General features: G+C 39.7%; 14 protein-coding genes. 7 read left to right on the forward strand and 7 right to left on the reverse strand.

Features of this window, described 5'->3' with window-relative positions; all coding sequences use genetic code 11:
- Nucleotides 1–127: 127 nt before the first annotated feature.
- From CWR48_RS00060 to CWR48_RS00075, 4 genes are read left to right on the forward strand one after another with little or no spacing between them, the layout of a single operon-like run.
- Complete coding sequence (locus CWR48_RS00060) at nt 128–1,306, forward strand: galactokinase (protein ID WP_115771331.1); 1,179 nt, start codon at nt 128–130, stop codon at nt 1,304–1,306.
- On the forward strand, nt 1,303–2,304 hold the full coding sequence (gene galE / locus CWR48_RS00065) for a UDP-glucose 4-epimerase GalE (protein ID WP_115771003.1): 1,002 nt from the start codon (nt 1,303–1,305) through the stop codon (nt 2,302–2,304). The genes CWR48_RS00060 and galE overlap by 4 nt, the downstream gene beginning before the upstream one ends.
- Nucleotides 2,301–3,785, forward strand: a complete 1,485-nt coding sequence (galT, locus tag CWR48_RS00070; protein ID WP_115771004.1) for a UDP-glucose--hexose-1-phosphate uridylyltransferase — start codon at nt 2,301–2,303, stop codon at nt 3,783–3,785. Before galE ends, galT begins: the two co-directional genes overlap by 4 nt.
- Nucleotides 3,786–3,798: 13 nt before the next feature.
- Nucleotides 3,799–4,833 carry an aldose epimerase family protein gene (locus CWR48_RS00075; protein ID WP_115771005.1) on the forward strand — a complete coding sequence of 345 codons (1,035 nt, stop codon included), beginning with the start codon at nt 3,799–3,801 and terminating at the stop codon, nt 4,831–4,833.
- 194 nt (nt 4,834–5,027) lie between these two features.
- Here the strand turns inward: CWR48_RS00075 and CWR48_RS00080 are convergent, their stop codons facing one another.
- The gene (locus CWR48_RS00080; protein WP_115771006.1) at nt 5,028–6,200 is read right to left on the reverse strand and encodes an ROK family transcriptional regulator; all 1,173 of its coding nucleotides are present in this window, start codon (nt 6,198–6,200) and stop codon (nt 5,028–5,030) included.
- 460 nt (nt 6,201–6,660) lie between these two features.
- Here CWR48_RS00080 and tkt point away from each other — a divergent pair, with 460 nt between their 5' ends.
- Nucleotides 6,661–8,661: a transketolase gene (tkt, locus tag CWR48_RS00085; protein ID WP_115771007.1), complete on the forward strand. Its 2,001-nt coding sequence runs from the start codon at nt 6,661–6,663 to the stop codon at nt 8,659–8,661.
- A gap of 5 nt (nt 8,662–8,666) precedes the next feature.
- Here tkt and CWR48_RS00090 read toward each other — a convergent pair whose 3' ends face one another.
- On the reverse strand, nt 8,667–9,221 hold the full coding sequence (locus CWR48_RS00090) for a peptidase dimerization domain-containing protein (protein ID WP_245976664.1): 555 nt from the start codon (nt 9,219–9,221) through the stop codon (nt 8,667–8,669).
- Between the two features lie 397 nt (nt 9,222–9,618).
- Here CWR48_RS00090 and CWR48_RS21115 point away from each other — a divergent pair, with 397 nt between their 5' ends.
- Nucleotides 9,619–9,840 carry an IS3 family transposase gene (locus CWR48_RS21115; protein WP_425453853.1) on the forward strand — a complete coding sequence of 74 codons (222 nt, stop codon included), beginning with the start codon at nt 9,619–9,621 and terminating at the stop codon, nt 9,838–9,840.
- Complete coding sequence (locus CWR48_RS21120) at nt 9,836–10,093, forward strand: DDE-type integrase/transposase/recombinase (RefSeq protein ID WP_425453854.1); 258 nt, start codon at nt 9,836–9,838, stop codon at nt 10,091–10,093. Before CWR48_RS21115 ends, CWR48_RS21120 begins: the two co-directional genes overlap by 5 nt.
- A 421-nt stretch (nt 10,094–10,514) precedes the next feature.
- Here the strand turns inward: CWR48_RS21120 and CWR48_RS00100 are convergent, their stop codons facing one another.
- From CWR48_RS00100 to CWR48_RS00120, 5 genes are read right to left on the reverse strand one after another with little or no spacing between them, the layout of a single operon-like run.
- Nucleotides 10,515–11,588, reverse strand: a complete 1,074-nt coding sequence (locus CWR48_RS00100) for a TRAP transporter substrate-binding protein (protein WP_115771009.1) — start codon at nt 11,586–11,588, stop codon at nt 10,515–10,517.
- A gap of 35 nt (nt 11,589–11,623) precedes the next feature.
- The gene (locus CWR48_RS00105; RefSeq protein ID WP_342772425.1) at nt 11,624–12,565 is read right to left on the reverse strand and encodes a sugar kinase; all 942 of its coding nucleotides are present in this window, start codon (nt 12,563–12,565) and stop codon (nt 11,624–11,626) included.
- Nucleotides 12,566–12,615: 50 nt separating this feature from the next.
- Nucleotides 12,616–13,293, reverse strand: coding sequence for a ribose-5-phosphate isomerase RpiA (gene rpiA / locus CWR48_RS00110; protein WP_425453838.1), 678 nt, complete (start codon nt 13,291–13,293; stop codon nt 12,616–12,618).
- 24 nt (nt 13,294–13,317) lie between these two features.
- Entirely contained in the window at nt 13,318–14,466 is a 1,149-nt protein-coding gene (gene dgoD / locus CWR48_RS00115; RefSeq protein ID WP_115771011.1) for a galactonate dehydratase, read from the reverse strand.
- 30 nt (nt 14,467–14,496) lie between these two features.
- Complete coding sequence (locus tag CWR48_RS00120; protein WP_115771012.1) at nt 14,497–15,771, reverse strand: TRAP transporter large permease; 1,275 nt, start codon at nt 15,769–15,771, stop codon at nt 14,497–14,499.
- Between the last annotated feature and the right edge of the window lie 17 nt (nt 15,772–15,788).

A 15,788-nucleotide genomic window follows, 5' to 3' on the forward strand; every position in this document is an offset into this window, starting at 1 on the left:
CCCATTGCGTATTGAGTAGAATAATAGTACACTGAACTTAATAAATTAACTTAATTAACAATATTGTAACAGGTATCTTTCTATTTAGCAATATAGAAAACATATTAAGGAGGAATGTCTTTTGAACATGTCGGATTTAACCAAACAATTTCAACAAACTTTCACCACCACCCAAACACCAAGATCCTTCTTCGCCCCTGGTAGAATCAACCTAATCGGCGAACATACGGATTACAATGGTGGAAACGTGCTTCCAGCTTCGATTTCATTTGGAACATATGCACTCGGTGTGAAGCGTCGGGATCAGAAGCTACGTTTTTACTCGGTGAATTTTCCTGATATTGGGGTGATTGAATGTGACCTAGCCGATTTATCTTATGAGGCCGGACATGACTGGGCAAATTATCCGAAGGGCATGCTGCTTTATCTACAGGAAGCTGGCTACAAAATTGATCATGGCGTCGATGTTTTATTTTACGGAAATATCCCAAATGGTGCGGGGCTTTCTTCCTCTGCATCAATTGAAATAGCAACAGGTGTTTTATTAGAAGGACTTTTCGAACTAAACATTAACCGGATTGATATAATTCGTATCGGACAAAAAGTAGAAAATAATTACATCGGCGTCAACAGTGGGATTATGGATCAGTTCGCGATTGGCATAGGAAAGCAGGATCATGCGATTCTTTTAAATTGTCAAACATTGAACTATCAATATGCGCCGCTCATTTTAGAGGATCATGTCATCATCATTATGAACACGAATAAACAGCGGACACTCGCAGGTTCAAAATATAATGAACGCCGGGCACAGTGTGAAGCGGCGCTCTCTGATTTACAGACTGTACTGCCTATTCAAGCACTTGGGGATGTAACAATCGATGCGTTTGAGGATAACCAATTTGTTATCAAAAATGAAATAAACCGTAAGCGGGCAAGACATATTGTTTACGAGAACGCTAGAACAGTAGAAGCACTTGAAAAATTAAAGCAAAATGACCTGATTGCTTTTGGAAAACTAATGAACGCCTCTCATATCTCATTAAGAGATGATTACGAGGTCTCAGGAATTGAGCTCGATACAATCGTCGAAGCTGCTTGGAATCAGCCCGGGGTACTTGGCGCACGTATGACTGGCGCAGGATTTGGAGGCTGTGCAATTGCGATTGTAGCACGCGAGGAAGTGGAGAAATTTAAAAATAATGTAAGCGCAGTCTACACTAAGAAAATTGGCTATGCACCAACTTTCTATATGGCAGAAATTGGGGATGGCGCAAAAGAAATTTCAGAGGGAGTGTTGAAATGAGTGTATTAGTTTTAGGTGGTGCTGGTTACATTGGGTCACATGCTGTTTATCAGTTGATTGATCAAGGCGAAGAAGTCGTTGTTATTGATAACCTGCAAACAGGGCATCAGGAAGCCGTTCATCCAAACGCACAGTTTTATCAAGGCGACATTCGGGATGCTGCTTTCCTTCATAATGTTTTTGCCCAGGAAAGCATTGATGCTGTCATTCATTTTGCAGCAAACTCACTTGTTGGGGAGTCGATGGAAAAGCCGCTCGAATACTTTGATAATAATGTCTATGGTACACAAGTTCTCCTAAAAGCGATGGTCGAGCATAAGATCAAGCATGTCGTCTTTTCTTCAACTGCTGCAACGTACGGAGAGCCTGAATCGGTACCAATTACAGAGATGATGCGAACGGAGCCAACAAGCACATATGGGGAAACAAAGCTTACGATGGAGAAGCTGATGAAGTGGACTGCACAGGCACATGGGATATCTTTTGTTTCGCTACGTTATTTTAATGTTGCTGGGGCAAGGGAAACGGCGGAGATTGGTGAAGATCATCAACCAGAAACCCATCTCATTCCGATCATTTTGCAAGCTGCCCTTGGACAAAGAAACCAAGTTACTATTTTCGGTGATGATTACGACACACCAGATGGCACCTGTATTCGTGATTACGTTCATATTGAAGATTTAATCGAGGCACATCTTTTGGCATTAAATTATTTACGTACTGGCGGGGACAGCAATATTTTTAACCTTGGGAGCAATCAAGGCTTTTCAGTGAAAGAAATGATTGAAACAGCAAGAACTGTAACGGGTAAGGAAATTCCTGCTGTAATTGGGGAACGTCGTGCAGGTGATCCGAGTATTTTAATCGCTAGCTCGGATAAAGCGATGCAAGTATTAGGTTGGAATCCAAGGCGCACATTAATTGAACAAATTATGGCCGATGCGTGGAACTGGCATAGCAAGCATTCGTCTGGCTATCGTAAGGTCGTGGAAAAATGATTGATGCTCATATTGCAGGACTTATCGAAAAGGCTGTTGAAGCTGGACTAATCGAGCAAGCAGATGTGAATTATGCTCGGAATCAAGTGATGAATTTATTGCAGCTCGAGGATTTTCCAGAAGAAGTAGCACAACCGACAGATGATTCCATTCCAAATCTATTAGAAGATTTGATTGCATATGCAGTCGAGCAGAAGATAATTGAGGACGTTTTCGATGACAAGGAAATCCTAGCTGCAAATATTATGAATTGCTTTGTTGCTCGCCCCTCTGTTATTAATGCGATTTTCAAGCAGAAGTATGAGCAGTATCCAGTTGCTGCGACAGATTATTTTTATAAACTAAGTAAAAACAGCAATTACATTAAGATGAATCAAATTGAGAAAAATATTGAATTCAAGGCTGAGACAGACTATGGACAGATGGATATTACGATTAACCTATCGAAGCCAGAGAAGGATCCGGAGCAGCTGAAACGTGAACGGGAGAGCAAACATACGACAGTCAACTATCCGAAATGCCTATTATGCGTTGAGAATGAAGGATACACGGGTAGGACTGGGCATCCGGCAAGAGCGAATCATCGGGTGATTCAAGTTCCGCTTCAAAATGAAAATTGGTATTTCCAGTATTCGCCATATGTTTATTATAATGAGCATAGTATCCTGCTTGCGGAAGAACATCGCGATATGAAGATTGATCGCCATGCATTCAAACGATTGCTTACGTTTACGGAGAAATTCCCGCATTATTTTATCGGTTCAAATGCCGATTTGCCAATTGTCGGCGGATCAATTTTGAGCCATGATCATTATCAGGCAGGCCGCTATGAATTTGCGATGACACGAGCGGAGGATGCATTTTCATTTGTACTCCCTAATTTCGCTGGAACCCGTGCTTCCGCGCTAAAATGGCCGTTATCTGTTATTCGATTGAGAAGTGAACAGATTGAAGACCTCGTTCAAGCTGGGGATGATATTTTACAGAAGTGGAGAAATTACTCAGATACTAAAGCTAATGTGATTGCATATACCGATGAGACCCCACATAACACGATTACACCGATTGCGAGAAATCGTAACGGGATTTATGAGCTTGATCTCGTGTTGAGAAATAACCGGACATCAGCTGAACATCCACTCGGAATCTTCCATCCCCATGCAGATGTTCATCATATTAAGAAGGAAAATATCGGCCTAATTGAAGTAATGGGCCTCGCCGTTTTACCGCCGAGATTGAAGGATGAACTGGCAGAGATAAAGCAGTATTTACTTGGGGAATCGGATTATGTAGCGGAATATCATAAGAACTGGGCTTTAGCGTTGCGAAAAGAATATGGTGTGCAAAGTGATGCTGAGCATGTCGATGAAATTTTACGAAATGAGCTTGGTAAGAAGTTTGTGCGTGTTCTGGAAGATGCAGGCGTATTCAAGGATAATAAGGCGTTTGAACGTTTTATTGACTTATTAATTCATGGATGAGGAGAACTGGGCGATGATAGAGACAAGAGATATTGCAGGAAAATGGCAGGAATTTACGTTAAAAAATCGGCATGGTATGGAGGTTAGCGTGCTCGATTACGGTGGGATTATCACGAAGGTACTCGCCCCCGACCGAGATGGCTTGCTGGAGAATGTTGTCATTAGCTATCAGGATTATGAAGACTACACAGAAAATCCGAACTATTTTGGTGCGCTTATTGGCCGGGTAGCTGGAAGAATTCAAGGTGCTTCATTTGGTGTAGATGGGAAAACCTATGCACTGGAGGCTAATGACGGAGAAAATCAACTGCACGGTGGTTCGGGTGGATTTCATCAAATCATCTGGGATGTGGAGCCGTTCGAAACAGACGGCGCTGTCGGTTTAAAGCTTCGCCATCAAAGTGCTGATGGCGACAGTGGATATCCGGGAAATGTTGCGATTGAAGTAACCTACACTTTGACCGATACGAATCAGCTCATTCTTGATTATGCGGCAAAGAGCGATAAGACGACACCGCTAACCTTAACAAATCACTCCTATTTTAATTTGAGTGGGGATTTGAAAAATACCATCCATCAACATGAGGTAAGAATGAATAGTAATTATTTTGTAGAACTTAATTCGGAGTTGATCCCAACTGGTAGGTTATTAAATGCTGGAGGAACCGTATTTGATTTTCGTGAGGGACGATTCCTAAAGGATGGGTTTACGGATGATTTCATCCAAAATCGACTTGCAGGCAATGGCTATGATCATTATTTTGTTTTTGATTCGGAACAAGAAAATACCATCGTTGTTCGTGATAGAGACTCTGGAAGAAGAATGGATATTGCCACTGATCAGCCAGGCGTTGTCATGTACACATCCAACGGCTTAGTTACTGACCAGAAACTTCGGAACGGGATGTCACGAAATTATTTAGGTGTTTGCTTTGAAACGCAAGGATCCCCAGCATCGTTACATCATGAAGGTTTTCCAAATATTGTTTTGAAAGCGGGAGAATTATATAAGAAACAGACAACCTTTTCCTTCTCTGTTGAAAAATAAAGTGAAACTTCAATCAGTGGGGGTTTTCTTCATCCTCCACTGATTGTTAGTTGAACAGAATCGGACATTTACGGGCAGTTTGATCCCCTCTAAACTTCCTTGATAACTCGAATCTTTGAGGTGGGGATCTTACTGCCCGTTACATGCGGGATAAATTTTAAAAAGCTGAATCCGCTAGATTCAGCTTTTCCCCTTTACGCTTCTTCAAACAACTCTACTAAGAACAATGATACTGCCCCTAATAATGTTGCATCATCACCAAGACTTGTCATTACAACGACTGTCCCCTTTGCTTCAGGTGTAAGCACACGTTGCTCGATTGTTTTTTCAATCGCTGGCAAAATAAATTTTTCACTCTTCATTACCCCACCACCAAGAACGATTTTACTTGGGTTAATCAGATGGATTAAGTTCGTGAGGCCAATCCCGATAATTTCTCCTGTTTCTTGAAGAATGTTAATTGCATTAAGCTCGCCATTTTGGGCAAGATCAAAGACTTTTTTACCTGTTAATTTACCAGAGCTACTATCCTCCGCCAACTGTTTACTCGCTCTTCTTGCAATCGCTTCTCCACTCGTGAAGGTTTGCAAGCAGCCACGATTGCCACATTCACATTTTTCACCATGGATATCAATCGTCATATGACCAATTTCACCGGCAATATCCTGTGCCCCATGATAGAGCTTCCCATCAATCACAAATCCCGCACCAACACCTCTGCCAATATTTATAGCAACCATGCTGTCTAATTCACCATGCCCACCAAACCATGATTCGCCAAGTGCCATTGCCCGTGCGTCATTTTCGACCTTAATCGGTAGGTTGAATTCCTGTTCCAGTGCTGCTTTAATTGGAATATTTCTCAAGTGTAAATTTGGTGCAATGAGCGATGTCCCTGTCTCCACATCAACGACACCATGCATTGCCACACCAATGCCGATAATCTTTTCCCTATCGATAGCAGATGATTGAAGGATTTTATTAATATTTCCGATTAAATTTGCGACGAATTGTTCATTCGTAATGGGCAAAATTAGCTTACTTGAGGCACGCTCAAATACTATACCCGCAAGGTCAGTGAGCACACATTCCACCGTCTCGGGTCCAGCATCAACACCGATTACATAAAAAGCACTACTATTGATATGCAGCATTGTTGGTTTCCGTCCACCATTTGATTCGCCAAGCTTACTTTCCGTTACTAGATTTTCGTCAATTAGCTCTTTTACAATACTGCTGACCGTCGGCGGTGTAAGGTTTGTCTCCTTCGCAATTTGCGCTCGGGAAATCGGCTCAGAGGTACGAATTTTATTTAATATATTTGATTTATTAACGGATTTCATTAATTGAAATGAGCCATGTCGCATGATTGTTCTCCTTTTTTAGATGTTATGAGTTTATTGTAACATAGTTAGTTAAGTTAATTAACTTTAAATGCTTGATTTAGAGTGCTCTATTGCTGGTGGCGAGCGGAGAAGGTAATTTCTCGAACGCCAAACTGAGGTTTTGATCGGATAAAGCTAGAGGTGGAGCGTTCATTCGTGTTTTGGATCGTAAAGGGAGAACGTTGGAGCGCTCTTTTTATTTCAGGAGCATAAAATGGGCTGGGGTAGATCGCTCCTCAAATTTACCATACATTCATTTTCATTAACAATAATAATCCAGTTTCACCCGAATTCTTCCCATTCCTTCCGACTTTCTCGACAAAAGTCTACAAAAAATAATTAGTTTAACAAATAAACTAATTAACACTTGTAGCTGTAAACGGTTTATAATAGAATAGAGTAGTGAGAGATTTAATAAATCATATTTAAAGGAGATTATCTAATGTCAAATAATATCGAACAGTTATCCATTAATACGATTCGTACTTTGTCGATTGATGCAATTGAAAAGGCGAATTCTGGACATCCTGGTCTTCCAATGGGTGCAGCGCCAATGGCATACACATTATGGACAGACTTCATGCACCAAAACCCAAAGAATTCAAAATGGTTTAATCGCGATCGCTTCATCCTTTCAGCTGGTCACGGTTCAGCGCTTTTATATAGCTTACTTCACTTATCTGGTTATCAAGTTTCAATTGACGACTTGAAATCATTCCGTCAATGGGGTTCAAAAACTCCAGGACATCCTGAAGTACATCATACAGATGGTATTGAAGCAACAACTGGTCCACTTGGCCAAGGAATTGCAATGTCTGTTGGATTTGCAATGGCTGAAGCACACTTAGCAGCAAAATATAATAAAGATGATCTTTCTGTTGTCGATCATCATACTTACGCACTTATTAGTGATGGTGACTTAATGGAAGGTATTTCTCATGAAGCAGCATCATTAGCAGGTCATTTAGGATTAGGTAAACTAATCGCATTGTATGACTCTAATGATATTTCATTAGATGGTGATTTAAACAAATCATTCTCTGACAATACAGCAGAACGCTTCAAAGCATATAACTGGCAAGTACTTCGTGTAGAAGATGGTAACGATGTAGATGCAATCCGTGCTGCAATCAAAGAAGCACAAGCAAATACAGATCAACCAACATTAATCGAAGTTCGTACAATTATCGGTTACGGTTCACCAAATAAATCTGCTTCATCTGCATCACATGGTTCACCACTTGGTACTGATGAAGTGAAACTTACAAAAGAATTCTACAAATGGTCACATGAAGATTTCTTCGTACCAGAAGAAGTTTATGCTGATTTCAATGAAAAAATTGGTAAAGACGGAGAAGAACAAGAAGCAGCATGGGATCAAGTGCTTGCAACTTACAAAGAAAAATATCCTGAATTAGCAAGCGAATTCGAAACAGCAATCAGCGGAAAACTTCCTGAAGGCTGGGAAAAAGAACTTCCTGCATTTGAAGTAGGCACAAAAATGGCTACTCGTGCATCATCAGGTAAAGTTCTAAATGCTGTTGCAAAAGCAGTACCAAACTTCTTCGGAGGAAGTGCTGACTTAGCTGGTTCAAACAAAACTACAATTAACGGTGAAGGCGACTTCTCACGTAATTCTTACAATGAAAGAAATATTTGGTTCGGTGTTCGTGAACATGCAATGGGCGCAGCACTAAACGGTATGGCATTACATGGCGGATTAAACGTATTCGGCGGAACATTCTTCGTGTTCAGTGACTACCTACGTCCATCTATTCGTCTAGCATCAATCATGAACGCACCGGTTACTTATGTGTTCACACATGATTCAATTGCAGTTGGAGAAGATGGTCCTACACATGAACCTGTTGAACATTTAGCAGCATTACGTGTCATCCCAGGTCTTTCTCTAATCCGTCCTGCAGATGCTAATGAAACTGCAGCAGCTTGGCGCTTAGCGGTTGAATCAACAGATCAACCAACAGCACTTGCATTAACTAGACAAGATCTACCTACTTTAGAAGGTACAGCAGAAAATGCATACGAAGGCGTTAAGAAAGGTGCTTATGTTGTAAGCAACTCTGATAAAGAAACTCCAGACGCATTAATCTTAGCTACTGGATCTGAAGTACAATTAGCAGTATCTGCACAAACAGCATTAAAAGAAAAAGACATCGACGTTCGCGTTGTCAGCATGCCATCATGGGATCGCTTCGAACAACAAGACGATGCTTACAAAGAATCTGTTATTCCTTCTAACGTTAAAGCGCGTGTTGGTGTTGAAATGGCATCTTCATTCGGCTGGAACCGTTATGTAGGTGACGCAGGAAAAATCTTGGCAATCGACACATTCGGCGCATCTGCACCAGGTGAAAAAGTAATGGAAGAATACGGATTTACAGTTGAAAACCTTGTTAAATATGTGGAATCTGTAGTTAAATAAGGATTTTATTTGAGGAAGTGCTCGGGCGTCGCCCGGGCGCTTTTTTGTGTGTCGCTCGATTCTGAGTGATGCACGCTCGATTTAAGATGGTGGTCGCTCGATTTGGAGTGCAGTCGCTCGATTTTTGGCCGTGCTTCTACGGCTGAGCCTCCGTACTCGGTGAAAAACTGTCCATCGCTGGAACCATGCTGACCGAATATGATTACTTTTTCGAGCTGGGTGATTCGTTTAATTGATTCGCCCAATGCTTCCCCATAAGGATTGTCTGCATTTGTTTTGACCGGATTATTGAGAATATGGGTTGTTACGGTACTGTCTGTTATTTCCTGAATCTGTTGAACGTTATCTTTCGGGGATTGGTCTGGCAGATATCTGATATCCAGAAACATTTCACATGGATTAGGTTCCTTATTATAAACGGTTCCTCCTTGGATCTTCGCGAGATTGATAGATGGCCGAGTAAACAATGGATGAAACTGTTTTTCCTCTGCTTCAATAACATCGATATGCCCGTTTAATACTATTGTATGATCAACTTGGCCTATCTCACAAACGAGCATATGAAATCCATTATTCTCTATTTTTTTACAAGGTGGTCCTGGCCTGTTAACCATTTTTCACAATAAGCAATCGCTTCGTTTGCACCTGCATTTGTAGAATTGTCTATTTATATTAGTTCTTCTAAAAATGAGATTGGAGCTCCCATTTTATCCCTCCTGCATTTATTAAAGTTTGATCAAACGTTTCACTTTCAATTTTATTCTTCAAGTGCTTGCATCACCTTTTGTTTATTTATCGGTGCAACAATATCATGTCAAGCTAGCTCGATATCAGTTTATTGATGCAGCCAATTCTCTTGTATCTCTTCACAAGCGGTTACAATGATTGCAGTTGGAATATCCGCTCGCCCTAAATGGGTAAATCCTGGAATCCTCTTACCATTATCATCTAAAAATGATGAAGAGAGAGAAACCAAATCAAGTACTGGAAGATCTTATCCAAACCATTTTCGATGAAAATAACGGAAATCATGGTTACCGTCGTATTCATCTAGAATTGAGAAACCAGGGATATCAATTGAACCACAAAAAGGACTTAAAGGAAGTAAGCTTTGGAGAAAAACATGCAAGTATAGTTCTTACAAAGGTACTGTTGGAAGGTTGCGAAAAACCTCATTAATCGTCGATTTTATACAAACGTACCTTATCAAAAATTAACAACAGATATCACAGAACTTAAATGTTCTAACGACTTAAAATTATATTTAAATCCAATTATGGATATGTTCAATGGTGAAATTTTTTCGTTTGGGATAGGTAAGCACCCAAATTTAAAACTTGTAATGGAGCCCTTAGAAGAAGCACTGGTAATCGTAAAAGACTCAAAGTACAGACAAACTATACATTGTGATCAAGAATGGCATTCAACATAAAAAATGGATAAAAACCCTTAAACAAAATAAAGTATTTCAAAGTATGTATAGAAAAGGAAATTGTTTAGATAATTCACCAATGGAAAACTTCTTTGGCTTACTAAAACAAAAGATGTATTAGGGAGAGGCATTGTGTTCTTTTGAAGAACTAAATGCCAAGATTAAGATATATATAAATTACTATAATACAAACGCATTAAGCAAAAATTGACTGGCATGATTCAGTTCAATACTGCAATCACACCTGCCAACTAGCTAAAAAAGGCATAATTATCTTTTTATTGAGAACTATGCCTTTTTTTATGAGGACTTTCAGTGGCTTCATAGTCACTGGTCCTCTTTTAATAGAAAGTTTATCGAGATAACTCTCAAAATTTATTTAGTTATGAGGGAATTTATACTAACCTATTACTCTACTCTATTATTGTGCATCTTCAACAGCTTGATAGATTTCATCAACTAATTCTTTACCAATTTTCTCTGAAAATTCTTCAACTACTGGTTTTACTGCATCACGCATTTCAGCTATTGCTTCTTCAGACATCTCCGTGAACTCAACACCTTCATCAATTAGGCCTTGCTTGTATTCTTCGTTTGCTTCACGGTTAATTTCTCTTTGGTATTGACCAGCTTCGACTGCTGCGCTTCTTACAATTTCTTGGTATTCTGCTGGTAGACCATCAAAGAATGGTTTACTTACTAAGAATACAAATGGTGTATAAATATGATGTGTATCAGATACATAATCTTGTACTTCATGGAACCCTTCTAAATAAATAGTAGAAAGAGGGTTCTCTTGTCCATCAACAGTTCCTTGTTGTAATGCTGTGAAAAGTTCCGTAAATGCCATTGGTGTTGGGTTTGCTCCTAATTCACGGAATGCCGCTAAGTGTAAATCATTTTCCATTGTACGAATCTTTAGGCCATCAAAATCAGCAATAGATTCGATTGGATGTTTACTATTGGACATATCACGGAATCCATTTTCCCAATATGCAAGTCCTACAAGGTTTTGCTCATCTAACATTTCTAATAGCTTCGTACCAACTTTCCCATCAAGAACAGCGTCAGCTACTTGTTCATTTGGGAATAAGAATGGAATATCAAATACTGCATATTCAGGAATGAAGTTTGCAACAGGTGCTGTAGAAGGAACCGTTACTTCTTGAGAACCAAGTTGTAAAGCTTCCATCGCTGTACGGTCATCACCTAATTGACCACTATGGTATGTTTCTACTGCAATTGCCCCATCTGTTTCTGCTTCAACAATTTCTTTAAATTTTAACAATCCTTTATATTGTGGGTGCTCAGAGTTAAGTCCAATACTTGCGCGGATTTTATATTCTGCATCACCCGCTGCTACATTGCTAGAAGCTTCCTCTGCTGCTTCTCCAGTTGCTTTGCTATCATCACTATCGGATGAAGAGTTTCCTCCACATGCTGCAAGTAACAATACTAGAAATAATGTTGTTAAAAGAAATGCTAATTTCTTCATAGTGTTTCCTCCTAGGAAAATGATTTTTTTAAAAATTATCTTTCAATAAATTCCTTTTTACCAAGTTTTTCTAGAACTTCCTCATAACTTGGTAATCCCTCATTGTCTCCAACAACACTTACAACCATCGAGCCAATAGCGTTGGCAAATGTAAGTGTTTTTTCCAATGGCCAATTTTGGACAATTCCATACAAGATCCCAGCATCAAAACCATCACCAGCACCAACGGTATCGATTACATTGCTTGCTTTAATTGCAGGAGCTTCCACAATTTCACCATTGTAATATCCTACAGAACCTTTATCGCCCTGCTTGATAGCTATAAAGGAAACCCCAATTTCCTTCACTTCACTAATGATTCTTTTCGGGTCTTTTTCACCAATAATGATGTCCATTTCCTCGTCACCAGCTAGTAAAATATCAACCTTTGGAAGTAACTTTCGAAGTACTTCCCTCGCTTCTTCCTTACTCCACATTCTTAGTCGAATATTTGGATCGAGTGAGACTTTGACTCCATGTTGTTTCGCTAGATCAATCGCTCGTTCCATTACTGGAATATTTACCGGATTTATTGCAGGGTAAATGCCCGTCAGATGAAGAATTTTCGCTTGCTTTATATAGGATTCATCTAAATCCTCTGGCCTTAAAGTTAATATTGGTGACTTATGCCGATAGTATATCGTTTTTGTCGTTCCATCTGCCTTAATTTCTTTAAAGTTCAGTGATGTAGGATAATCATTGACTAAGCCAATTTGGGAAACATCCACCCCTTCACCACGAGCGAAATTTAGAATATACTCACCAAAATCATCTTTTCCAAGTCTACTAATCCATCCTGTATGAAGACCTAGACGAGAACAACCAATCGCAACATTCAGCTCAGCACCACCTACCTTTTTTTCAAAGGTTTTGGCAAACTTTAATCGTCCTTTTACACTGGGACTAAGTGTAATCATGGACTCGCCTATGGTAATCACATCATGCAAGTTTACACCCCCTTTCATGCAACCATTCGAGTAAGCTAAAACTACTTCTCTAAAACCTCAACTTCATCTTTTCTACCAATGATCACCTTATCAACCATATTGGTAAAAATACCTGTCTCAACAACACCTGTAAGCAGTTTTAACTTTTCATGCAGCTCTTCCGGTTTGGTTATTTTGCCAAACTTACAATCTAAAATATAGTTCCCATTATCAGAAATAAATCGTTTTTCGTCTTTAATTCTTATAACAGTCTCCCCACCTAGTTCTGCGATTTTTTTAGCTATGATTTCCCAGCCAAATTGCAATACTTCTATAGGTAAAGGTAATTCACCTAGTTCTTCAACTACCTTCGATTGATCGATAATAACAATGAACTGATCCGCATTTACATCGACTACCTTTTCTCTAACTAAAGACCCACCACCGCCTTTTAGTAAGTTTAGATTTCCATCTATTTCATCTGCTCCATCAATCGCTATATCGATGCAATCAACAGAAGCAAAATCAGTCAATGGAACACCAACTTCCAGTGCAAGTCTCTCAGTTTTTTTCGATGAAGGAATTCCCCTAATATTTAGGCCTTGCTTTACCTTCTCGCCTAGTTTACGCACCATCCAGTTCACAGTGGAACCAGATCCTAAACCTACCACCATTCCATCTTTGATAAAATCAATGGATGCCTCAGCTGCTAATTTTTTTTCTAAATCCATTTGTTCCATATATAAACTCCTTTTAGTTTTCTATTACCATTCAGCGACGCTACCGTCAGCATGGCGCCAAACTGGGTTTTTCCATGAATGCCCAACCTCTGTACGTTGGCGGACAAAATCCTCATTGATTTCAACACCAAGTCCTGGCTTCTCAGGAAGTTGCACATAACCATTTTCAAATTGAAAAACACTTTTATCTACAACGTAATCAAGGAGGTCATTTCCTTTGTTATAGTGAATTCCCATGCTTTGTTCTTGAATAAAGGCGTTATGTGAAATCGCATCCACTTGTAAGCATGCTGATAATGCAATCGGCCCCAATGGACAATGTGGAGCAAGGGCTACATCATAGGCCTCAGCCATTGCTGCTATTTTCACCGTTTCCGTAATTCCACCTGCATGAGATAAATCCGGTTGAATGATATCGACAGCTCCATCTTGCAATACCTGTTTGAAATCCCATCTCGAGTACATTCTTTCACCGGTTGCAATTGGAATGGATGAAATTTTTGCTAGCTCTTTTAAGGCTTCATTGTTCTCTGGTAACACCGGTTCTTCGACAAACATTGGTCGATATGGCTCTAATTCTTTTATCAAAATTTTTGCCATTGGTTTATGAACACGGCCATGAAAATCGATGCCAATTCCGATATCAGCACCTGCTTCAGTCCGGATTGCATCTACCCTTGCAATTGTTTCATCGACCTTTTTATATGAATCAATGTATTGGAGTTCTTCTGTCGCATTCATTTTTATTGCAGTAAATCCATTTTCAGCCGCCTGTTTTGCAGCTTTACCAACATCAGATGGACGATCCCCACCAATCCAAGTATAAACACGCATTTTATCTCTAACTTTACCGCCTAACAATTCATATACGGGTGCGTTATAATACTTGCCTTTAATATCCCAAAGTGCTTGGTCAATTCCAGCAATCGCACTCATAAGGATCGGACCGCCCCGGTAGAAGCCGGCCCGATAGAGAACATTCCACGTATCCTGAATATGGAGTGGGTTCTTTCCAATAATATAATCTCGCAACTCCATTACAGCTGCTTTTACAGTTTCAGCCCGTCCTTCAATAACAGGCTCACCCCATCCAATAATTCCTTCATCTGTCTCAACTCTTAGAAAACACCATCTTGGCGGAACTAAAAAGCATTCCAACTTTGTTATTTTCACACAATCCCCCCTAATACGATTATTAAGCTATTACTTCCCTATCAACATGAGCGATAGTTGCGGGATAAAGGTAATAATTAGTAAAGTAATAGTCATTACAATGATAAATGGTATGATTCTCCTCACGAGTGCTTCAAACGATACACCAGATATACCTTGTGCAACAAAAAGGTTTACCCCAACTGGTGGTGTAATGAAACCTACTGCTAATCCAACAACCATGATGATACCGAAGTGAATTGGGTCATAGCCTAGGCTCGTAGTAATTGGTAATAGAATTGGGGTTAGGATAATAATTGCTGCGAGCGTATCCATGAAACATCCAACGATTAGAAGTAATACTAGAATTAATAACATGACAATGATTGGGCTTTCAGAGATAGAAAGAATCCACTCTGCAATTTGATTTGGAATTTGTTCAACTGTAAGTAGTCTTCCAAATGCGGTCGCAGTACCAACAATAATTAACACTGTTGCAGTTGTTAAAGCAGAATCAATAAAAACTCGTGGTAAGTCTTTCCATTTAAGTTCTTTATAGATGAATAATCCTGCTATAAGTCCAACAACAACCGCTACAGCTGCAGCTTCTGTCGGCGTGAAAAAACCACCATAAATACCACCTAAAATAATAATCGGAATAGCAAGTGCCCATTTCGCTTCCCAAATAGATTTAAGAATATTTTTGAAGGAGAACTTTTTACCGTTCCCTTTATATCCATTTTTCTTTGCGAAATAATATGCATAAAGACTTAAAGCAGCACCAATTATAAGACCAGGAATAATACCAGCCATAAACAGGTCACCAATGGATGAAGCGGACGATGTTCCATAAATAACCATTGGAATACTAGGAGGAATGATTACACCTAGGGAGCCTGCTGCAGCAACAACTGCCGCAGAAAAAGTACGATCATAACCTTGTTTTACCATTGCAGGAATCATGATACCCCCAACAGCAGCAACCGTTGCTGGAGCAGATCCTGAGATAGCAGCGAAAAACATACACGTAACGATGGTAGCGATTGCAAAACCACCAGTAATATTACCTACCATAGAGTTAGCAACTCTAAATAGTCGTTCAGAAATTCCACCTTTACCCATGATTTCTCCAGCAAGAATAAAGAATGGAACAGCCATAATTGGAAAGTTATCAACCGAAGTAGTTAAACCTTGTACCAAAAATTCAATCGGTACAGATCCAGAGTAAACAATTGCTACTAAAGTAGATATCCCTAAAGCAATCCCAACTGGAATACTTAAAAGTAAAAATAAAGCAAAGCTTCCAAATAAAACAGCGATTGTCATATGTATAACCTCCTTTG

Origin of the sequence: Oceanobacillus arenosus, assembly GCF_003369575.1 — a bacterium.
Taxonomy (GTDB): domain Bacteria; phylum Bacillota; class Bacilli; order Bacillales; family Amphibacillaceae; genus Oceanobacillus; species Oceanobacillus arenosus.